This window comes from Mesorhizobium sp. M0106 (assembly GCF_040322715.1).
Classification (GTDB): domain Bacteria; phylum Pseudomonadota; class Alphaproteobacteria; order Rhizobiales; family Rhizobiaceae; genus Mesorhizobium.
Genome location: NZ_JAMYUA010000007.1, coordinates 1 through 18,437, shown reverse-complemented (window position 1 = coordinate 18,437; position 18,437 = coordinate 1). Strand labels below are relative to the sequence as shown.

Genomic DNA, 18,437 nt, shown 5'->3' with positions numbered 1-18,437 from the left:
GCCGAAGGGTGAACAGATTCAGTTTGAACTAAAAGATTTGCCGTAAACCTTATCGGGAACGTTTGCTTTGCAGTTACCCGGTCTGTGTTATTTAGAGTACCATCATGTTGCAGCGCCTGATATCCGATCGAAAAATACATGTCCTGGTCGCGACGCCCTCGGGCGTTTCGGGGCAGGGCGGCATCGACCGCATCATGGGGGCGCTGAAGCAGGAGTTCGAACGGCAAGAAATCGCCGACATCGATGTGTGCTTCCTTGCCAGTCGTGGCCCGGGGCATGTCGGACTTTCGATCTTCTATATGCTCGGTTTTTGCTTACGGATGCTTAAAGCGCGTCTGGCTGGACGCGCCGATGTCATTCATATCAACATCTCAGTTTCCGGCAGCACCTACCGCAAGATGGTGATCGCCGCCTGCGCACGGCTGCTGTCGATACCCTACGTCCTGCATTTGCACGGGGCGCAGTATCAGACATTCTGGAAAGCCGATCGCGGGTTCATAAGCCGCCGTATCAAAGCTCTGTTCGAGCATGCCGATCGGGTGATCGTTTTGGGCAGGCTTTGGCGCGATTTCGTCGCCAGCCGGGCGCCGGGCGCAGCCGGCAATATCGTGATCGTGCCCAATGCGACCGAAGTCCCGTCGCTGGCGCATGTCGGCGGCGGCGACCATGTGCATATCCTGTTCCTGGGCCGCATCGGCGACCGCAAGGGCGTACCGCAATTGCTCGAGGCACTGCACCGCATGAACCCCGTCAAGAATTGGCGCGCCACGATTGCCGGCGATGGCGAAGTCGAGGCGGCACGGGCAAAGTCAGCCGCGCTGCGGATTGCAGACCGGATCGCCTTTCCGGGTTGGGTGGGACCGGACGATGTCGCATCGCTGATTTTTTCGGCCGATATTCTAGTTCTTCCATCCTTCGCCGAAAATCTGCCGATGTCGGTGATCGAAGGCATGGCAGCCGGTTTGGCGGTGGTGGCGACCCCGGTTGGCGCCGTCGAAGACATAATCACCGACGGGCAATCCGGGCTGCTGGTGCCGCCAGGCGATGTTACAGCGTTGACCGAGGCGCTGAGCCGCCTCGTGGAGAACCCGGCACTGCGGGCAAAGCTTGGTGCCGGTGCCATGGCCGTGCATCGGGAACGGCTTGAGCTCGCCCCGTTTGTCGGCGCAATCTGCGATGTCTGGCGGTCGGCGGCGTCAAGCCGTCAACCGGTCAAGCGCTGACGCCGATAATGACGGCGGCGCTTCAAGCCTGAATTCGCGGTGGAATATCTCCAAATTCAACAGCGCCCATATCAGCTTTTCGTGGTCTGCGGCACGCGTGGTGTGTTCCGAGACGATTTGATCAAGCTGTTTCGGGCTCAAATAGCTGCGGATGACGGAGTGAGGCGAGCAAAGATGGTCATGCACGTAGTTCCTCATCGATCCGCGAAACCATTCGGCGACAGGTACCTTGAACCCGACCTTGCGGCGGCTGAGAATTTCCTCCGGGAGGATATTGGCCATGCTGTCGCGCAGGATCTGCTTGCTGTGCAACCAACCCAGCCTGTAGCGATCGGGCAATTTGCTGACGAATGAAACCAGGTCGCGATCGAGGAACGGCATTCTTCCTTCGATTGAACCGGCCATCATCATGTGGTCGCCTCGTTCCAGGAGATTGTCAGGCAGCCACGATGTCTGATCGAAAAACAGCACGCGGCGAAGATGGGAGGCCGCAGCGCTTGACGAGAACGGAAAGTCGTTGCGCTCATAACGGCGATTTGCGGACGCGCCGATCAGGCAAGCGCGCTGCTGTGCCGAAACGGCTCCAAACCAGGAGACCATCCGGGCGGCAAAGTCCCTTTCGCCCGCGGTGCGGGCAAACGTATCGACCTTGGCCGACGCGCCCGGCATGGCGCGTACCAAAGGGGAAAGGACGTTATCGTGCAGCGAGGCTGGAACAAGCGACTGGTAGATCCCGGCCAGTGATTCCGCGCGATGCTTGGGATAGCCGCCGAGAATCTCGTCGGCTCCTTCTCCGGTGAGCACCATCTTGACGTCCTGCGAGGCGCGCTCCGACATCAGGTAAATTGGAATATCGCTGCTTTGCGAAACAGGTCCCCCGCGTTGGCGAACCATCGCGGGCAGGTGATCCATCAGATCGCCTGGCTGGATGACAAGTTCGCAATGATCGGTCTTGAAATGATCGGCAACGCGCCGGGCGAATGCAAGTTCGCTATAGGCTGCGTCGTCGAACCCGACGGAAAACGTGCGAATGGGCGTGGCGCTGTGCCTGGCCATCAGGGCGACGATAGCCGAGGAGTCGAGTCCTCCGGAGAGAAAGGCCCCAAAAGGTGCATCGCTGCGCATCCTGATCTCGACGGAATGGTCGAGCAATTCCAGAAATCGCCGCTTGGCGGTTTTTCCGTCGATCCGCTCGGTTACGGCCGCCTGGTCCGGAGGCGTATAGTAGCGCGTTTCCTTGACTACCCCTTGCGACCAGACAGCATAGCTTCCGGGATTGAGTTTGCGGATCTGTTTGAAGAGCGTGCGCGGTCCCGGCACATAACGCCAGTTCAGATACTCGTGCACGGCATCCAGATCGAGTTGCTGCGCATCTTGCTGCGCCGACAACAATGCGTTGATCTCCGAGGCAAACAGCAGCAATCTTTCGCTTTGCATGAGGTAAAGCGGCTTTTCCCCGAAGGGATCCCGGCCGAGGATCAATTCTTGCCTCTGAGCATCCCAGAGTGCAAAGGCGAACATGCCGCTCAGCCGGTCGAACATGGACAAGCGCCACTGATCGTAGGCTCGGAGCAGCACCTCGGTGTCGGAGCGCGTTCGAAAATGATGGCCAAGGCCGATCAGTTCCTGGCGCAACTCGATGTAGTTATATATCTCTCCGTTGAAAATTATTTTGAGACGGCCGTCCTCAATCTGCATCGGCTGATTTGACTCAGGCGCCAAGTCAATGATCGCCAGGCGGCGATGGACCAATGCCAATTGTTGCTCGCCGGTATTCAGGTCCAATATCTCGGTGCCTTCGGCATCGGGACCGCGATGCCGCAATGCGTTTGACATTCTGGCGGCCCGCTCTTGTGGATTTTTGGCCCTTCGACCGATCCATCCGGCAATTCCACACATTGTTCCCCCTAGGCGCGCGCATTCCTCACTTCAGTACAACAAATGTGTTAAACACTTCGTGCCAATACAACCCAACCGGGAGAAAGCTGCCACGGGCCGTTCCTCGATCGAGCCTGGCGGTCAGGGGTTGCCACCGGTTGTTCGCTGGTGAGGGCGAGTGACGGCACCTATGGCAGGCCCAATGCCTGCAGCATCTCCGGGTCGGGAACCGGGGGACCATCGGGCGGGATGAGGCTCATCCCATAGGGATTGGAGAACTCCCAGACAGACCATGGGATCGCGAAGCGTTCGGCCTCTCGGCGCACTGCCTTGAGATAGCGCGAACGGTCGGCCTCAAAGGCGCCCATGCGGCCGTCCGCGGACATGAGGATAGCGCCGAATTCGCCCATGAAGAGCCGCCGGCTGGGAATGCCATGGCCTTCAGCCCAGTCGACAGCCTGGCGAAAGCTCGCCTCCAGTTGGCTCTGGCCCCAGTTCTGCTCGAAATAGTTCGCGATTGCTTGGCGCGCGGTGGCCATGTTCATGACCTGCTCGACCCTGCTCAAGCCGGCAGCTTCCATCCGCGCTCTAAGGGTTTCGGTCACCACTTCGGGTGTACTGCTGTCGGCCGGCCAGGGAAGTCCCGAAGCAAAGCTGATCGTGTCATCGGGCCGCTGGTGGGTGAAGCTGTGCGGCTCATACATATGGAAGCTGTAATAGAGGTTTGGGTCATCAAAGCTGGGGCTGAGGTTGACCAATCCGGCAATGCTGCCGCCGCAGGCGCCGGTTGCAACGATGGTAAGTTCGCTGCTGACCGCTCGAATGTCGTGGACGGTCCCTGCCATGATCCGCTGCCAGTGATCGCTGCCGCTCGCATCGCAAGGGTAGTATGCGGGCTCGTTGTAAGGTTCGAGGGCGACTTTGTCGGTGCCTATCTTGACCAGCATGGCGGCGACCGCCACAACCATTTGACGATAGCGGGCAACGCCCTCGCTGTCGGCGCCGCCATAGATCATCTCCATGCTGTAGTCGGGAATCTGAGTGACGCCATGCAGGTCGAAAACCACCTTGAGGCCGGTCGCCGTGATCCGCTCGACGGCGGCGGCAAGTATGTCCAGCGCCTGCTGCCGCTTGGCGTCCCCGCTGGCAAGCAGCGGGCCGGGATCGACGCTCAACCGGACGAAGTCGAAGCCCATCGATCGGATGTGGGCAAACACCTCCCCGGCCGGCCAGTCGGTGAGCGGCCTGCTTTCCGCAAGCCACTCCTTTTCGCTGCGATAGGGCGGCCAAACGTAGGTTCCGTCTTTCTCCACCGGCGACCAGTTGAGCCACTGATGGACGCCAACGCCGCGCTTGAGATGGATGGGCTCTGCGTCGGCCGCCACAAGCAAGGCGAGCACCCAGGCAACAACATACAACGCTTTTCGCATCGCTCCCTCCGCATGCTCGCGGGAGATATTAGCCGCAACGAACGGGAAAGAAGATTGCCGGCCCGCAGCTTTTCGACGGCATGGTATACAAGGACCGAAACGTTGACGGGGCGTGCATGAGAATCGGCTGGTACATCAACCGATTGCGCAGCATGGGACCGGCCGAGGTGTTGCACCGGCTGGGCGAGCAACGTCGAAGGACCGCGTCGCGCCGCCGCGATGATGGGTGGGAGCGCTATCCATCGCCGCAGTTGCACCCAGTGCTGCCCGGATTTCGCCATGCTGCGCTGGCAGCGACCGACGCTCAACGGCAGGCCATAGCGGCGGCCGCGCAAGAGATGCTTCATGGCCGGTTTTCGGCACTCGGGCGGACATGGCCAAAGCGTGAGCCCGATCTTTTGTTTCCTGCTGAGCTTTGGCGTCTTGATCCGGTAACCGGCAGGCTTTGGCCTGGCGCCGAGGCTCATACTTTCGATATCGATTTTCGCGATGGCGGCGATCTTGGCGATATAAAATATGTCTGGGAGATCAACCGGCTGCAGCAATTGCCAGTACTGGCTGCACACCTGCTCCTCAGCGAGGACAATCGATCCCGGAGTGCCATTGAGGCGGCAATCGGCAGTTGGCATTCCGCCAATCCGCCGTTCCGAGGCATTGGCTGGGCTTCCGGCATCGAAGTAGCGCTGCGAGCCATCAGCCTGATCGTCACCCTGGACCTCATCGGTGACCGGCTTGACCCGGCGACGCTGCGGAAAGCTGGTGAGATACTCGCGGCAAGCGCCTATTGGCTGCCGCGGTTTCCGTCGCGATATTCCTCCGCCAACAACCATCTCGTCGCAGAGTTGGCTGGCGAATATCTGGTTGGCCTGGCGCTCGGGGCCGAATCCGAAATTGCCCGCAGCGCCCTCTTACATGAGACGCACAAGCAGATTCTTGCCGACGGCGCCGGTGCTGAGCAAACGCCGACCTATGCAGCCTTCAGCGCCGAACTCATCTTGCTGTGCGCCGCCGCGGCACGCCAGGCGGGAACGCCGTTTCCCTCGGCCGTCGAAGCGCGTCTGGGCGCCTTCGCCAATTTCGTCGGCTGGCTGCCACAGAAAGCCGCCCGCTTCGGCGACGACGATGAGGGCCATGTGCTGAAGCTGGGCGACGAGCCGAACTATATCCTATCCGTGGCGGCCGCCATCCACGGCTTACTGGGGACGCCGGGCAACGCGCCGGAGCCTGACGATTTTCGTTCGCTTTTCTTTGGTGCGCCGTCAGGCCCGGCGCCCGCGGTGCATGGCTTGCAGACATTCACGCAAGGCGGGCTCTCCGTCTGGCGCGGAGCAATGAATGGCCGCAATGTCGAACTGACGTTCGACCATGGACCGCTCGGCTATCTCTCGATAGCGGCGCACGGCCATGCCGACGCGCTGTCGCTCACCCTGTGCATCGACGGTGAGCCGGTGCTGGTCGATCCAGGCACCTGGCTCTACGGTTCGGGAGGCGCATGGCGCGACTGGTTCCGCTCCACGGCGGCGCACAACACGCTGAATATCGAGGGTAAAAGCCAAAGCACCATCGCTGGAAATTTCAACTGGTCGCACAAGGCAGTCGCAGCGCTGGTGGAGAGCGAGCCGGGACCGCACTGGAGGCTGAGCGCCCGGCATGACGGCTATAGAAGCCGCTTCGGCGTCGTGCATCAGCGCACTTTGGCGCGCCAGGCCGATGGCATCCTCATCACCGACCAACTGCTCGGCGGCAGGCGCCAGTCCGAGATCGTCTTCCAACTGGCCGCCGGCCTCCATGCCGATCGGCACGAAGAGACGGTCACGGTATTGCGCGGCGACGAGGTACTGTTGGCCATCCGCTTTCCTGATGCTGCGCTCGATATCGGCGCCGGCGGTGACATGCCGGGCCAAGGCGGTTGGGTTTCACTGCGTTTTGGCACCAGGCAGCAAGCCGAACGCCTCGCCTGGCACGGTGAAGTGGGCGAAGCCGGGATCGATATCCATCTTGCCCCAATTCACCCGCCGCAACAGCAAAAACCGGTGCCAACGTAGAGTTGCCGGGCGAGTTCCAGCCGTATTCGACATTAATTACGTTTGGACATTTAGCGGTTTCGTTACCGTTGATCTGCTAGTCTCGCACCATCCAGCCTGCTTTGCCCGCTGCGCCCCGCAACAGCCACTGGTTGCAGGCGGCGTAGCGAGTTTGGCGGGAATTTTGTGCTTTGCTATTCGCCAGATCGCCTTGTTACGACCCCAGACTGCCTTCTTACGACCAGGAGCCGCTGCATCAATGTTTTCCGAATTTGCCAGAGCGATTGTGGAAAAGCTTTCGAACGTCAATCTGACCACGCTCGGCCTGCTTCTCCTCACCGCACTGGGCAGCGCGGTGATCGCCTACTGGCGAACTGCCGAACATAAGTCCCTCAGGGACTTTTTCGACTTCGCCTTCCCACAGGAAGTCATCCTGCACCCGTCGGCGCGAGCCGACGCCCTGTTCTGGATCACGAAACGGGCGATGATGCCTTTCCTGCTTATTCCTGCCGGCGTCACCTTCGTCGTCGCGGTGGGCTATGGCACACGCGAGGCAATTGGCTGGCTCCTTAACATCCACGCGCCGCTTCTCGGCGGCCCGGCGGGACCGGTGACGATCGTCATCTTCACCGCAACCATGCTGGTCGCCTATGATATTTCATACTACCTCTACCACGTCGCCCAGCACCGTTTCCCGTTCCTGTGGGAATTGCACAAGGTACATCATTCGGCCGAAGTGATGGTGGGGATCACCAAGGACCGGGTTCATCCGCTGGACGATCTGATCAACCGTATGTGGGATGGCGTCATCCCGGGCATCTGCTTCGGTGTCTGGAGCCTGATCGCACTCGATCCGGTAGAGGTCGCTATCTTCGGCATCAACGTCTACGTCATCCGCAACATCCTGATGATGGACTTTGTTCGCCATACGCATCTCAAGATATCGTTCGGCTCGTTGAACAACATCATCCTGTGTCCGCACTGGCACCAGGTGCATCACAGCATCGACCCGCGTCACTACGATAAGAATTTCGGCCTGCTTTTTTCGTTCTGGGATCGTCTGTTCGGAACGCAATTTGTCCCGGAGCCGGATGAAGACCTGAAATTTGGCCTGGTCGATCGCGATGTGCGCGATTACCAGTCGCTCTTTGGGCTCTACATCCTGCCGCTCAAGAAGATGGCAAGGCATGTCATGCGACTGTTTCACAGACGGCCCAATGTGGTCGCGCAGCCACAGGACAGTTCTCCTTCATGAACACCGCTGTTTCCATCGACGTCCTAGGCGCGGAGCGCCTGGAAATCGTCCGTTCGGCGGATCGCCTGGCTGCGGTCGAAGCCGCTTGGATGGAGCTTTGGCATCGTACCGACGGGCTGATCTTTCAAAGCCATGCCTGGATTTCGGCATGGTGGAGTACCGTACAACGCCGTGACCAGCGCGCGTTGCGGATCGGCCTGGTCTGGAAGGGCGAGAGACTCGTTGCTGTCGTTCCGCTGGCGATCGGCAGGCGCAGGGGGCTGCGGTTTCTCGAATGGGCGGCCGGCAGCTATACCGACTATGGGGATATTCTCGTTGCTCCGGAATGCTCGTTGTCGGCGTTGCAGGAGCTATGGACCCAACTCTGCGATGCAGGCGGCTTCGATCTTGCCTTGATCAGTCGTCTCTCGCCGGATGCGGCGGCCCGCAAAATTTTCACGCCGGGAGCTTCCGGCGGCATCAGGCTTCGTCACTTTCACCGAACGGAAGTCAGCTATCGCGTTGCCGGACAATGGGAAAGCGGAGCGGCATGGTTGGCGGACCAGTCGAAAAAGACGCGCCAGAACTATCGGCGCGGCATCAAGGCGCTGGGAGAAACCGGAGAGGTGAGATTTCGCCTGCTTGCGCCCGACGAGCCGCTGCAACCGGTACTGGAGCGCCTCGCGGCCTTGAAGCGGAAATGGCTGACCGAGCGCATGCGTGAATCAGACCTCTTCGAAGAGGGCGTGCCGGTACTCGCCGCGCTCGTCGATGCGTTGGCGCGCGCCGGCGTGCTGCATATCTTCGTCCTCGAATGCAATGGCGTGATGATCGCGGTGTCGATCAACTTCGTCCAGCACGACGTGATGATGGCCTTCGTGACGACGTTCGATCCGGATTTCGGCCGGGCGTCGCCGGGTGTGATCCTGTTGATGGATTACGTGCAGTGGTCGATCGATCACGGCTTGAGCACGGTCGATTTCCTCTGTGGCGCAGAGTCGTTCAAACACAAATTCTCAACGCAGGCGGTTACGCTGGAATCCGTCATCGGGACGCGCACGGCACAGGGCGCGCTTGCATCTCTTGCCGATCGTGTCCTCCAGACCGTCAGGCATATGCGCGAGCGGTCATCGGCACCACCAGAGGGACGCGATACGCCCGCTCAAGCCGAAGCAGCCTTGGACTAAAGCGCGTCGCATTCGATCGGCCTCATGCGACGCGCTTTAGATTCTTGTTTTATACATGTCGTTATCGCAAAATCGCTGCACACTTTTGCGCGACATGCTTTAGAACGGTTCATCGTTTCACGGAAACGCGGAACAGCTCCATCTTTTGTTTTGACGCAATTCCGGACGAAAACCGTTCACACTTTTCCTGGAATTGCTGTAGCGGCCCGCTCGCAAAAAGCTCAAATGAAGCGCGGTATCGGACCGTTTTGCGGCGTGGTGCGGTCGCCGAGGTCGAGGAAGATTTCGTCGATGTAGCACCATCCCCAACCTTCCGGCGGATCGTAGCCTTCGATGACAGGATGGCCGGTTGCCCGAAAATGCTTGGTGGCATGTCGGTTGGGCGAGTCGTCGCAGCAGCCGACATGGCCGCATGTGCGGCAGAGCCGCAGATGCACCCACTGCGAACCGCTCTTCAGGCATTCCTCGCAGCCGAGCGCGCTCGGTGTCACGTCGCGAATGTCCCCGGCGTGCCTGCATTCGTCTGCCATCATACGCTCCTGACCAGTTGTGGCGCCACGGCGAGACTGCCGTTTCGCGCGAGATATGCATGCAGCGCTGCAACCACCTGGGCGCCTTCGCCGACGGCAGCGGCGACGCGCTTGATCGAGCCGGAGCGCACGTCGCCGATGGCGAACACCCCGCCGCGGTTCGTCTCCAGCGCACCACGTTCCTGGCCAATGTCAGGCCCGGTGCGAACGAAGCCCTTCGCGTCCAACGCCACGCCGCATTGCGCCAGCCAGTCGGTGTTCGGATCGGCGCCGATGAACAGGAAGAGGTGGCGGATCGGACGTGCTGTCTCGGTGTCGCGGTTGCGCCAGCGCACTTTGCCAAGATTGCCGTCGTCGCCTTCCAGTGCCGCAATCTGCGTCTCAGCCAGCACTTCGATGTTCGGCTGTGCCCTGACGCGCTCCACCAGATAGCGCGACATGCTCGCATCGAGGCTGCTGCCGCGCGCCAGCAGCCATACCTTCTTCACATGCGCCGCCAGGTAGACGGCAGCCTGACCAGCCGAATTGCCGGCGCCGACCAGGGCTACCTCTTGCCCGGCGCAAAGCCGCGCTTCGATCGGCGAAGCCCAGTAATGCACGGAGGTTCCCTCGAATTGCGCCAGGTTTGCCATGTCGAGGCGGCGATAGCGCGCTCCGCTGGCGATCACCACCGACCGTGCCCGCACGGTCTCCCCGCCGCCGACGGCGAGCGTGTAGTGGGCACCGGACGCGTCGCTTGCGCTGCCCAGCAGCTTCGCCTCGTCCGGTATCACCATCTCGACGCCGAATTTCTGCGCCTGGTTGTAAGCGCGCGCCATCAGCGCCATTCCCGAAATGCCGGTCGGAAAACCGAGGTAGTTCTCGATGCGCGAGGAGGCACCCGCCTGTCCGCCGAAGGCACGGCAATCGAGCACGATCGTCGACAACCCTTCGGAAGCCGCATAGACGGCCGCCGCGAGGCCGGCCGGTCCGGCGCCGACAATGGCCACGTCGTACAGCTTGCCGGAGTCGATCGGCCTCACCAGGCCGATGCAGCGGGCAAGCTCGTTCTCTCCGGGATTGAGCAGCAGCTTGCCGTTCGGACAGAGCACAATCGGCAAATGGTGGATATCGACATGGAAGCGTTCGATCAGCGTCCTGGCGCAGGGATCGGTAGCAGAATCGAGAACCCGGTGCGGCTGACCGCTGCGGGCCAGAAAACCTTGCAGCCTCAAAACGTCGCCGCTGTCGACCGGTCCGACAATGATCGGGCCCGCTGTGCCGCTCTCGAGCAGGCCGACACGGCGCAGGATCAGCGCCCGCATGATGCGCTCGCCGAGGTTTGCTTCCTGCACCATCAGGTCCCTCAGCCTTTGCGAGGGGATGACGAGCGCCTCGACCGGCTCGACCGCCTCCACATCCACCAGTGAGGGTCGGGCTGAAAGCTGCGCCAACTCGCCGACGAAATTGCCTGCACCGTGCGTGACGATTGTTTCGCGCCGGCCGAAGCTGCCGCCCTGGATGATATCCACCTTGCCGGACAGGACCACGATCAGACCGGGCGCCAGCTCGCCGGCTTTGACGATCTGTTCGCCTGCAGCATAGGACACGGCTTCGCCGAAACGGCCCATGCGGTCCAGGTCCGCCTCAGCCAGCACTGGAAACATCTGATCGCGACGGGCAATGGAGATCGGATTGGCGGGTTGGGACATGGTTCGAACCTATCGCCGGTTTCCGACAGTTTGAAGCGGTTTTTGCGGCTTGCGGCCGGTAGGAACCTGGCTCGCCTGTCGGTAAACGCTGTGTCCTTCGCTTCGCAGTTAACTGACGGCGGCGGTGCGACGGTGTCGTCGCGACGTGCCTCACAATCCGTTGCATCTCCTTGATTTGTTTGATTTGCGCATCCCGGCAAACCCGGCGCATGCTGCTTCAGCCGGCACCTGTCTAGGCCGGCCAGGCCCGGCGGGCCGTCCTGTGTCAATCTCTCGGCCGCCGGGCTTCTGGATAGCAGAAAACGGCCTGTGTCCGAGCACTCCGCAAACTGCCCTGCGGCCTGTTGTTCGGCGGGTGCTCAGGCAGCTACCTGAAGCACAATCTTGCCGCGCGTGTGCTGCTTCTCGAGCTGTTCCTCGGCCCTGGCGACTTCCTCAAGAGGATAGATTGCCTGCACGAATGGCCTGACCTTCCCGGCGTCGATGAGGCGGCTGATCTCGGCAAGCTGCGCCGCGTTCGGCTTGGTCAAATAGGAAACGCCGCGAGCCCGATGCAGGCGGGCCTTCTCCGCCGACGGTTCGGAAAGCGTTGAGACGAGCGTCCCGCCGGGCTTGAGCACGTCCCACGAGCGGTCCTGTGTTTCACCCGCTACCAGGTCGAAGACGAGGTCGACGTCCTCGACAAGCTCCTCGAAGCGCTGGTTCTTGTAATCGACCGCCTGGTCGGCGCCAAGCGCGCGGACGAAATCGAAATCCTGCGCGGACACGGTCGTCGCGACAAACGCGCCCGCGGCCTTTGCGAACTGCACCGCCAGATGACCGACGCCGCCGGCGCCGCCATGGATAAGGACCCGCTGCCCGGATTTGAGGCCGCCGTGATCGAAAAGGCCTTGCCACGCGGTAAGGCCCGCAAGTGGCACGGCGGCGGCTTCGGCGTGGCTTAAGCGTTGCGGCTTCGCCGCCGCCTCCGTTGCCTTGACGACGACATATTCGGCGTTGCCGCCGCGGTCGTTGCCGAGCATGGCATATAGCGGATCGCCCTTCTTCAGCGTATGGGCCCGCGTGCCGCACAGTTCCACCACGCCGGATACGTCGCGGCCGAGCGTGACGGGCAGATCCGCGCCCGAAGAGCCCTCGCGAACCTTGTAGTCGACGGGATTGACGCTTGCCGCGTAGACCTTGAGCGTGACCTCGTCGTCATGCGGCTGAGGCAACGGAACCGCGTCCAGCGAAAGAACCTCCGGTCCACCAAAATCGTGGATACGGACGGCCTTCATCGTAATCATGGCTTGCTCCTCGTCGGGTTGCAGTCCAGTTCGCTCTGAACAGTTTCGCCGGCAGGCCGGCGTCTATCCAGCCGGCGGTTCGGTCGTAGCAAAGGCCGGCCGGTGGTGCGCCGTCAGTGTATCGTTTGCGAATGCTCGCCGCCGGGTTGCGAGATGCCGCTCAGCGCTTCACCTGCTGTCGCCGTCTCGCTGTTGGTGGCGAGGTCGCCCAGCGAAACGATGCCGACCAGGCGCTTGTCGCGGTTCAGCACCGGCAAGCGGCGCACTTTCAGGTCAGCCAGGTTGCGCAGAACATCCTCCGCGTCTTCGTCTTCGAAGCAATACCTGACCTCGGTGCTCATCACTTCCCGTACCTTGGCGTCAGGTGTCTTGCCTTGGGCGACGCCGCGGATTGCGATGTCGCGATCGGTTACCATGCCGACAAGCCGATCGTTCTCGCCCACCGGCATTGCGCCGGCGTCGAGGCGACCCATCATTTCTGCCGCATCGCGCAGGGTTTGCTGCGGACTGGCGATCTCGACGTCCTTTGTCATGCAGTTGCCAACTTTCATTTTAACCTCCCTTGGTTGCAGGGCCCGCCGCCGGTTCCATGATGGAAGGGTGAATGAGCGCCAGCGCAAAACGTTCCATGGCAAGACCCGTTTCGAGCGCTTCGCCGAAATCACCCTTGCCATCCTCCACCCGACCGCCTTCAGGCGGTCGGCCCGGGAAAGGTCGGTTCCGAAGGAATTTCGGAAGGCGTGCCGGGAGGAACTCCGATCGGCTCCTGGTCCGGCGTCGGAATTGGATCCGGCGAGGGCGGGGGTACGCCTGGAGGTTCTCCCGGCGGAGTCTCCGGCGGGGCAGGCGGCCGGGCCGGCTCCGGATTGGGATTGTCCGGCAGTGGATTCGGGTTGTTCGGATCGGGGTTGTTCATCGATCACTCCCCTAACATTTGTGGCCTGATCTCCGCCGGAGCGGGGGTGCGGGAGCGGCGAGCAGGCTCTCTTGTCCTAAACCGAGGGGAAGCAAAAGCGTTCCCGCACCCGATGCCAAGCGCGGTGCAATCTATCGGGCTATCGGGCGGTTCCAAGGCTGGCATACATCCCGTTGGTGCGGAACTGCGTCGGGTTGATGCCGTAGAGGCGGCGGAAGACCTTCGAAAAATAATTGGCATCCTCAAAGCCGCACATGATGGCGACTTCCTTGACCGGCAGGAAATCGGCCTTCGTCAGCAACTTCGCCGCGCGCTGCAGTCGCTGCTGCAGCACGAATTCGGCGGGCGGAAGACCTTCACTCTCGGCGAAGCAGCGCGAGAAATGCGCGCGGCTCAGGCCGCTGATCTCAGCGAGATCGGCAACGCGGAGCGGCCTGTCGAGATTGGCCCTGATGTGATCGATGACCGGCTGCATGGCGCTCTTGTCGTCGGTGACGGCATGCGAGCCGAAGACATCGTCGTAGAGCGCCATGGCTGCTTCATAGGCGACGGCCGAGGCGGCTCCCGGCGAGACCGCGCCCGTGATCAGGCGCACACTGCAATCAGCCAGATGATCGATCGTCGAGGGCTGCAGCCGCAGCACCGGACCGACGGCGGCAAGGATCGACTTGTGGATGCGCAGTGCCTCCTCGCCGTTCATCGATATCCAGAAGAACTCCCAGCGTTCGCCCTTGGCCAGCCAGTAACGGTGGTTGTGCGGCACGAGAACCAGCAAAGTGTCGCCCTTTTGCAGGCGGTAGTTCCGGTTCTCGTAGCGCAATCGGCCAGTGCCGCTGATCGTATGCTGGAGCACGGTAAACGGCGTCAGGCCGCGCTTGCGCCCATCCCAGTCGTAGACCTCGTTCTCGCGCACTTCATAGCCGGTGCTTGTCGGCATGGTGTGTAGGCGCTGGCGCCCGCGCGGCAGCGATACCGTCCTGCCCGCCGGCCCGATGTCGATCAAGTTCCGCAGCACAAAATTACCCCTAAAAGCATAATCCTTCTCTGGTCGCGTGCCGAATAAGGCGCATAATCCCTCGAGAAAAGCAAAAGAAACCGCGGTCAAAGAGCGGATGGGAGGAAGTGCTGGATTCCAGCCTGCATAGCGTGGCAGGCGGGCCAGGCCTCTTTTCGCCGCCTTTGCCCTAGCGTTCGATCAGGTCGAGGTGAGGCTGATGAGTTTCAAGATCGCTATCATCGGTGCGGGAAGCGTCGGGTTCACCAAGAAGCTCTTCACCGACATTTTGTGCGTTCCTGAATTCAGGGATGTCGAATTCGCATTGACCGATCTCAGCGAGCGCAACCTCCAGATGATCAAGTCGATCCTCGACAGGGTCGTCGAATTCAACAGGCTGCCGACCAAGGTTACGGCAACGACAGACCGCCGTGCTGCCCTCGAGGGCGCCCGCTACATCATCAGCTGCGTTCGCGTCGGCGGTCTCGAAGCCTATGCGGACGACATCCGAATTCCCTTGAAGTATGGCATCGACCAGTGCGTCGGCGACACGATCTGCGCCGGCGGCATCCTCTATGGCCAGCGCAACATTCCGGTAATCCTCGATTTCTGCAAGGATATTCTCGAAGTCGCCGAGCCTGGGGCGAAATTCCTGAACTACGCCAATCCGATGGCTATGAACACCTGGGCGGCGATCGAATATGGCAGGGTCGATACCGTCGGCCTCTGCCACGGCGTCCAGCATGGCGCCGACCAGATCGCCGAAGTGCTCGGCGCCAAGTCGCGCACCGAGCTCGACTACGTCTGCTCCGGCATCAATCACCAGACCTGGTTCATCGACCTGCGTCTCAACGGCCGCAAGATCGGTAAGGACGAGCTGGTTGCCGCCTTCGAGGCGCATCCGGTCTATTCGCAGCAGGAAAAGCTGCGCATCGATGTCCTGAAGCGCTTCGGCGTCTATTCGACCGAAAGCAACGGCCATCTTTCCGAATACCTGCCCTGGTATCGCAAGCGGCCGGACGAAATCACCCGCTGGATCGACATGTCCGACTGGATCCACGGCGAGACCGGCGGCTACCTTCGCTATTCGACCGAAACGCGCAACTGGTTCGAAACAGAATTCCCGCAATTTCTGGAGTCCGCCGCGAGGCCGATCGACCCCGCCAAGCGCTCCAACGAGCATGCCAGCCACATTCTCGAGGCGCTGGAGACGAACCGCGTTTATCGCGGCCATTTCAACGTCAAGAACAACGGCATCATCACCAACCTGCCGCAGGACGCGATCGTCGAGTCGCCCGGCTTCGTCGACCGCTTCGGTATCAACATGGCCTCCGGCATCACGCTGCCGGAGGCCTGCGCCGCCACTTGCATTTCCTCCATCAACGTCCAGCGCATGTCGGTTCATGCGGCGATCTCCGGCGATATCGACCTGCTGAAGCTCGCGGTCCTGCACGACCCGCTGGTCGGCGCGGTTTCGACGCCGGAAGAGGTTTGGCAGATGGTGGACGAAATGGTCGTCGCCCAGGCTCGCTGGCTGCCGCAATATGCCGATGCGGTGCCGGCCGCGAAGGAACGGCTTTCGAAATCCAGGATCAAGACCCGCGAATGGGCCGGTGCGGCAAGGCGCGACGTCCGTTCGATCGAGGAATTGCGTGCGGAAAAAACGGCTCTCAAGCAGGCCGTCTGAATTTCGCCAGGACGGATCGCGGCGAGCTTTCGGGAGGATTTTCCGCACCCGTCTGTACATTCGTTCGAGGAGAAATGGAGCGGCGTCAACGCGCTCCTGAACAACAGGGAGGAGAGACGATGAGGAATTTTCGAAACATTGGCATTCTCGCCGGGCTGGCGCTTAGCGTCTCGGCCTCGGCGCTGAACGCGTATGCATCCGAGCCGACCGTGCCGCCGGTGCCCGCGCAATTCCCCGCCGAGGGAAAGATCAAATACGTCGCGCGCGACTCCATCCTGGAATTCAAGGCACTGCCGGAATATCACGAACCGGATTGGGTCACCGAGAAATACGTCAAGGCGGGCAAGCTGCCGCCGGTCAAGGACCGTTTGCCTAAGGAGCCGCTGGTCTTCAAGACCGGCAATATGCCGGATGGCATCGGCGTTTACGGCGATACGATGCGTCATGTCATCGGCGGCCGGCCGGAGGGTTGGAACTATGGCGCCGGCCAGACGCAAGGCTGGGGCGGCATCGACATCGGCCTTTCCGAATGCCTGACGCGCACGGCGCCGCTGTTCCAGGTCGAGGCCAAGGACACGGAGCCGCTGCCGAACCTCGCCAGGAGCTGGGACTGGTCCAAGGACGGCCACGCGCTGGCGATGCATCTGGTCGAGGGCGCGAAATGGTCGGACGGCGTTCCGTTCAACGCCGACGATGTGATGTTCTACTGGGACGACGAGGTGATCGACCCCAATGTGTCGCCGCTGAACGGCGCGACGCAGGAGACCTTCGGCGTCGGCACGACGTTGAAGAAAATCGACGACTACACCGTCGAGTGGACGTTCAAGGACGCCTTTCCGAAACAATATCTTTACGCCATGGCTTACGGCACCTTCTGTCCGGGCCCGTCGCACATCCTCAAGCCACAGCATCCGAAATATTCGAAGAACACCTACGAGCAGTTCAAGAACGCGTTCCCGCCGGAATATATGAACATGCCGGTGATGGGTGCCTGGGTGCCGGTGGCATACCGCCCCGACGACATCATCGTCATGCGTCGCAATCCGTACTATTGGAAGGTCGACGAGAAGGGCAACCAGCTGCCGTATCTCAATGAACTGCACTACAAATTGTCGACCTGGGCCGACCGCGACGTTCAGGCCGTCGCGGGAGCCGGCGACTTCTCCAATCTGGAGCAGCCGGAGAACTTCGTCGCCTCGCTGAAGCGCGCGGCGCAAAAGGACGCACCGGCACGGCTTGCGTTCGGCGCGCGGCTGATCGGCTATAATCTGCGCATGAATTTCTCAGCCAATGGCTGGGGCAACCCCGACGAGCGCGGACAGGCGATACGCGAGCTGAACCGCAACGAGGACTTCCGCAAGGGCGTCACCATGGCGCTCAACCGCAAGGCGCTCGGCGACTCGCTGGTCAAGGGTCCGTTCACTGCCATCTATCCGGGCGGCTTATCCTCGGGCACGAGCTTCTACGACCGGAAGTCGACGGTCTACTACCCCTTCGATCTCGAAGGCGCCAAGGCGGAACTCGCCAAGGCAGGCCTGAAGGACACGGACGGCGACGGCTTCGTCAATTTTCCTGCAGGTACCGCCGGCGGCAAAAATGTCGAGATCGTGATGCTCGTCAACAACGACTACACCACCGACAAGAGCCTTGCCGAAGGTATAGTCGCCCAGATGGAAAAGCTAGGGCTGCGGATCGTGCTGAACGGACTCAACGGCACCCAGCGCGATGCCTCGCAATACTCCGGCCGCTTCGACTGGCTGGTACGGCGCAACGATCAGGAGCTGACTTCCGTCGTCCAGAATACCGATCAACTGGCCCCGGTCGGTCCACGAACCAGCTGGGACCATCGTGCGCCGGAAAACGGCGAGGTCGATATGATGCCTTTCGAGAAGGACCTCGTCGACATCGTCAACAAATTTGTCTCGTCCGCGGACAATGACGAGCGCGCCAGCCTGATGAGAGAGTTCCAGAAGATCTCGACCGAGCACGTCTACAATGTCGGCCTGACGGAATATCCCGGCGCGCTGATCATCAACAAACGCTTCTCCAACATCCCGCAGGGCACGCCGATCTTCATGTTCAACTGGGCCGAGGATTCGATCGTCCGCGAGCGGGTCTTTGTCGCTGCCGACAAGCAGGCCAAGTACGAGCTGTTCCCCGAAGAGCTTCCCGGCAAGCCCGGAGACAAGGGCCCGATGAACTAGGTTTACCTCCCCTGACTGAGAACTCCCGGCCCCCCCCGGGGGGCGGGCGGGCCAAAAACAAAAACCACAGAACAAAAAAATCCCCCCCCCCCCCCAAGAACAGGGCCCCCCCCCAATTGGGTTTCAGGGAGACAGCCAAACAGACGGGCGGAC

13 protein-coding genes are annotated in these 18,437 nt (G+C 61.4%); 6 read left to right on the top strand and 7 right to left on the bottom strand.

Annotated features, from left to right (window positions below):
- The first annotated feature begins 104 nt into the window (after positions 1-104).
- On the top strand, positions 105-1,223 hold the full coding sequence (locus tag NKJ55_RS09340) for a glycosyltransferase family 4 protein (protein ID WP_352449645.1): 1,119 nt from the start codon (positions 105-107) through the stop codon (positions 1,221-1,223).
- Here NKJ55_RS09340 and asnB read toward each other — a convergent pair.
- Complete coding sequence (gene asnB, locus NKJ55_RS09335) at positions 1,197-3,122, bottom strand: asparagine synthase (glutamine-hydrolyzing) (protein ID WP_352449644.1); 1,926 nt, start codon at positions 3,120-3,122, stop codon at positions 1,197-1,199. The two genes, NKJ55_RS09340 and asnB, sit on opposite strands and share 27 nt — an antisense overlap.
- A 167-nt stretch (positions 3,123-3,289) precedes the next feature.
- Positions 3,290-4,531, bottom strand: a complete 1,242-nt coding sequence (locus tag NKJ55_RS09330) for a glycoside hydrolase family 5 protein (protein WP_352449643.1) — start codon at positions 4,529-4,531, stop codon at positions 3,290-3,292.
- Between the two features lie 116 nt (positions 4,532-4,647).
- On the opposite strand from NKJ55_RS09330, the gene NKJ55_RS09325 reads away from it, so the two are divergent.
- The 3 genes from NKJ55_RS09325 to NKJ55_RS09315 all read left to right on the top strand — a co-directional run bounded on the left by NKJ55_RS09325 (position 4,648) and on the right by NKJ55_RS09315 (position 8,976).
- Positions 4,648-6,576 carry a heparinase II/III family protein gene (locus tag NKJ55_RS09325; protein WP_352449642.1) on the top strand — a complete coding sequence of 643 codons (1,929 nt, stop codon included), beginning with the start codon at positions 4,648-4,650 and terminating at the stop codon, positions 6,574-6,576.
- Positions 6,577-6,814: 238 nt separating this feature from the next.
- The gene (locus tag NKJ55_RS09320; RefSeq protein ID WP_352449641.1) at positions 6,815-7,810 is read left to right on the top strand and encodes a sterol desaturase family protein; all 996 of its coding nucleotides are present in this window, start codon (positions 6,815-6,817) and stop codon (positions 7,808-7,810) included.
- Complete coding sequence (locus tag NKJ55_RS09315) at positions 7,807-8,976, top strand: GNAT family N-acetyltransferase (protein WP_352449640.1); 1,170 nt, start codon at positions 7,807-7,809, stop codon at positions 8,974-8,976. Before NKJ55_RS09320 ends, NKJ55_RS09315 begins: the two co-directional genes overlap by 4 nt.
- Before the next feature lie 221 nt (positions 8,977-9,197).
- On the opposite strand, the gene NKJ55_RS09310 is transcribed toward NKJ55_RS09315, so the two are convergent.
- From NKJ55_RS09310 to NKJ55_RS09290, 5 genes are all read right to left on the bottom strand, one after another.
- Positions 9,198-9,509: a UBP-type zinc finger domain-containing protein gene (locus tag NKJ55_RS09310; protein ID WP_036238601.1), complete on the bottom strand. Its 312-nt coding sequence runs from the start codon at positions 9,507-9,509 to the stop codon at positions 9,198-9,200.
- Positions 9,506-11,197: an FAD-dependent oxidoreductase gene (locus NKJ55_RS09305; protein ID WP_352449639.1), complete on the bottom strand. Its 1,692-nt coding sequence runs from the start codon at positions 11,195-11,197 to the stop codon at positions 9,506-9,508. The genes NKJ55_RS09310 and NKJ55_RS09305 overlap by 4 nt, the downstream gene beginning before the upstream one ends.
- A gap of 359 nt (positions 11,198-11,556) precedes the next feature.
- Entirely contained in the window at positions 11,557-12,483 is a 927-nt protein-coding gene (locus NKJ55_RS09300; RefSeq protein ID WP_352449638.1) for an NADP-dependent oxidoreductase, read from the bottom strand.
- Positions 12,484-12,596: 113 nt separating this feature from the next.
- Positions 12,597-13,034 carry a CBS domain-containing protein gene (locus NKJ55_RS09295; RefSeq protein WP_352449781.1) on the bottom strand — a complete coding sequence of 146 codons (438 nt, stop codon included), beginning with the start codon at positions 13,032-13,034 and terminating at the stop codon, positions 12,597-12,599.
- A 504-nt stretch (positions 13,035-13,538) separates the two neighbouring features.
- Complete coding sequence (locus NKJ55_RS09290; RefSeq protein ID WP_031211896.1) at positions 13,539-14,414, bottom strand: AraC family transcriptional regulator; 876 nt, start codon at positions 14,412-14,414, stop codon at positions 13,539-13,541.
- Positions 14,415-14,613: 199 nt separating this feature from the next.
- On the opposite strand from NKJ55_RS09290, the gene NKJ55_RS09285 reads away from it, so the two are divergent.
- Positions 14,614-16,080: an alpha-glucosidase/alpha-galactosidase gene (locus tag NKJ55_RS09285; RefSeq protein WP_352449637.1), complete on the top strand. Its 1,467-nt coding sequence runs from the start codon at positions 14,614-14,616 to the stop codon at positions 16,078-16,080.
- A 119-nt stretch (positions 16,081-16,199) separates the two neighbouring features.
- Positions 16,200-18,284 (top strand): ABC transporter substrate-binding protein, encoded by a 2,085-nt coding sequence (locus tag NKJ55_RS09280; protein ID WP_352449636.1) that lies wholly within the window; start codon positions 16,200-16,202, stop codon positions 18,282-18,284.
- Positions 18,285-18,437: the final 153 nt, after the last annotated feature.

Bases quoted from the DNA above. Each gene is read 5' to 3' on its own strand.
- NKJ55_RS09340 (WP_352449645.1), top strand. From the start codon at position 105: ATGTTGCAGCGCCTGATATCCGATCGAAAAATACATGTCCTGGTCGCG.
- asnB (WP_352449644.1), bottom strand. From the start codon at position 3,122: ATGTGTGGAATTGCCGGATGGATCGGTCGAAGGGCCAAAAATCCACAA.
- NKJ55_RS09330 (WP_352449643.1), bottom strand. From the start codon at position 4,531: ATGCGAAAAGCGTTGTATGTTGTTGCCTGGGTGCTCGCCTTGCTTGTG.
- NKJ55_RS09325 (WP_352449642.1), top strand. From the start codon at position 4,648: ATGAGAATCGGCTGGTACATCAACCGATTGCGCAGCATGGGACCGGCC.
- NKJ55_RS09320 (WP_352449641.1), top strand. From the start codon at position 6,815: ATGTTTTCCGAATTTGCCAGAGCGATTGTGGAAAAGCTTTCGAACGTC.
- NKJ55_RS09315 (WP_352449640.1), top strand. From the start codon at position 7,807: ATGAACACCGCTGTTTCCATCGACGTCCTAGGCGCGGAGCGCCTGGAA.
- NKJ55_RS09310 (WP_036238601.1), bottom strand. From the start codon at position 9,509: ATGATGGCAGACGAATGCAGGCACGCCGGGGACATTCGCGACGTGACA.
- NKJ55_RS09305 (WP_352449639.1), bottom strand. From the start codon at position 11,197: ATGTCCCAACCCGCCAATCCGATCTCCATTGCCCGTCGCGATCAGATG.
- NKJ55_RS09300 (WP_352449638.1), bottom strand. From the start codon at position 12,483: ATGATTACGATGAAGGCCGTCCGTATCCACGATTTTGGTGGACCGGAG.
- NKJ55_RS09295 (WP_352449781.1), bottom strand. From the start codon at position 13,034: ATGAAAGTTGGCAACTGCATGACAAAGGACGTCGAGATCGCCAGTCCG.
- NKJ55_RS09285 (WP_352449637.1), top strand. From the start codon at position 14,614: ATGAGTTTCAAGATCGCTATCATCGGTGCGGGAAGCGTCGGGTTCACC.
- NKJ55_RS09280 (WP_352449636.1), top strand. From the start codon at position 16,200: ATGAGGAATTTTCGAAACATTGGCATTCTCGCCGGGCTGGCGCTTAGC.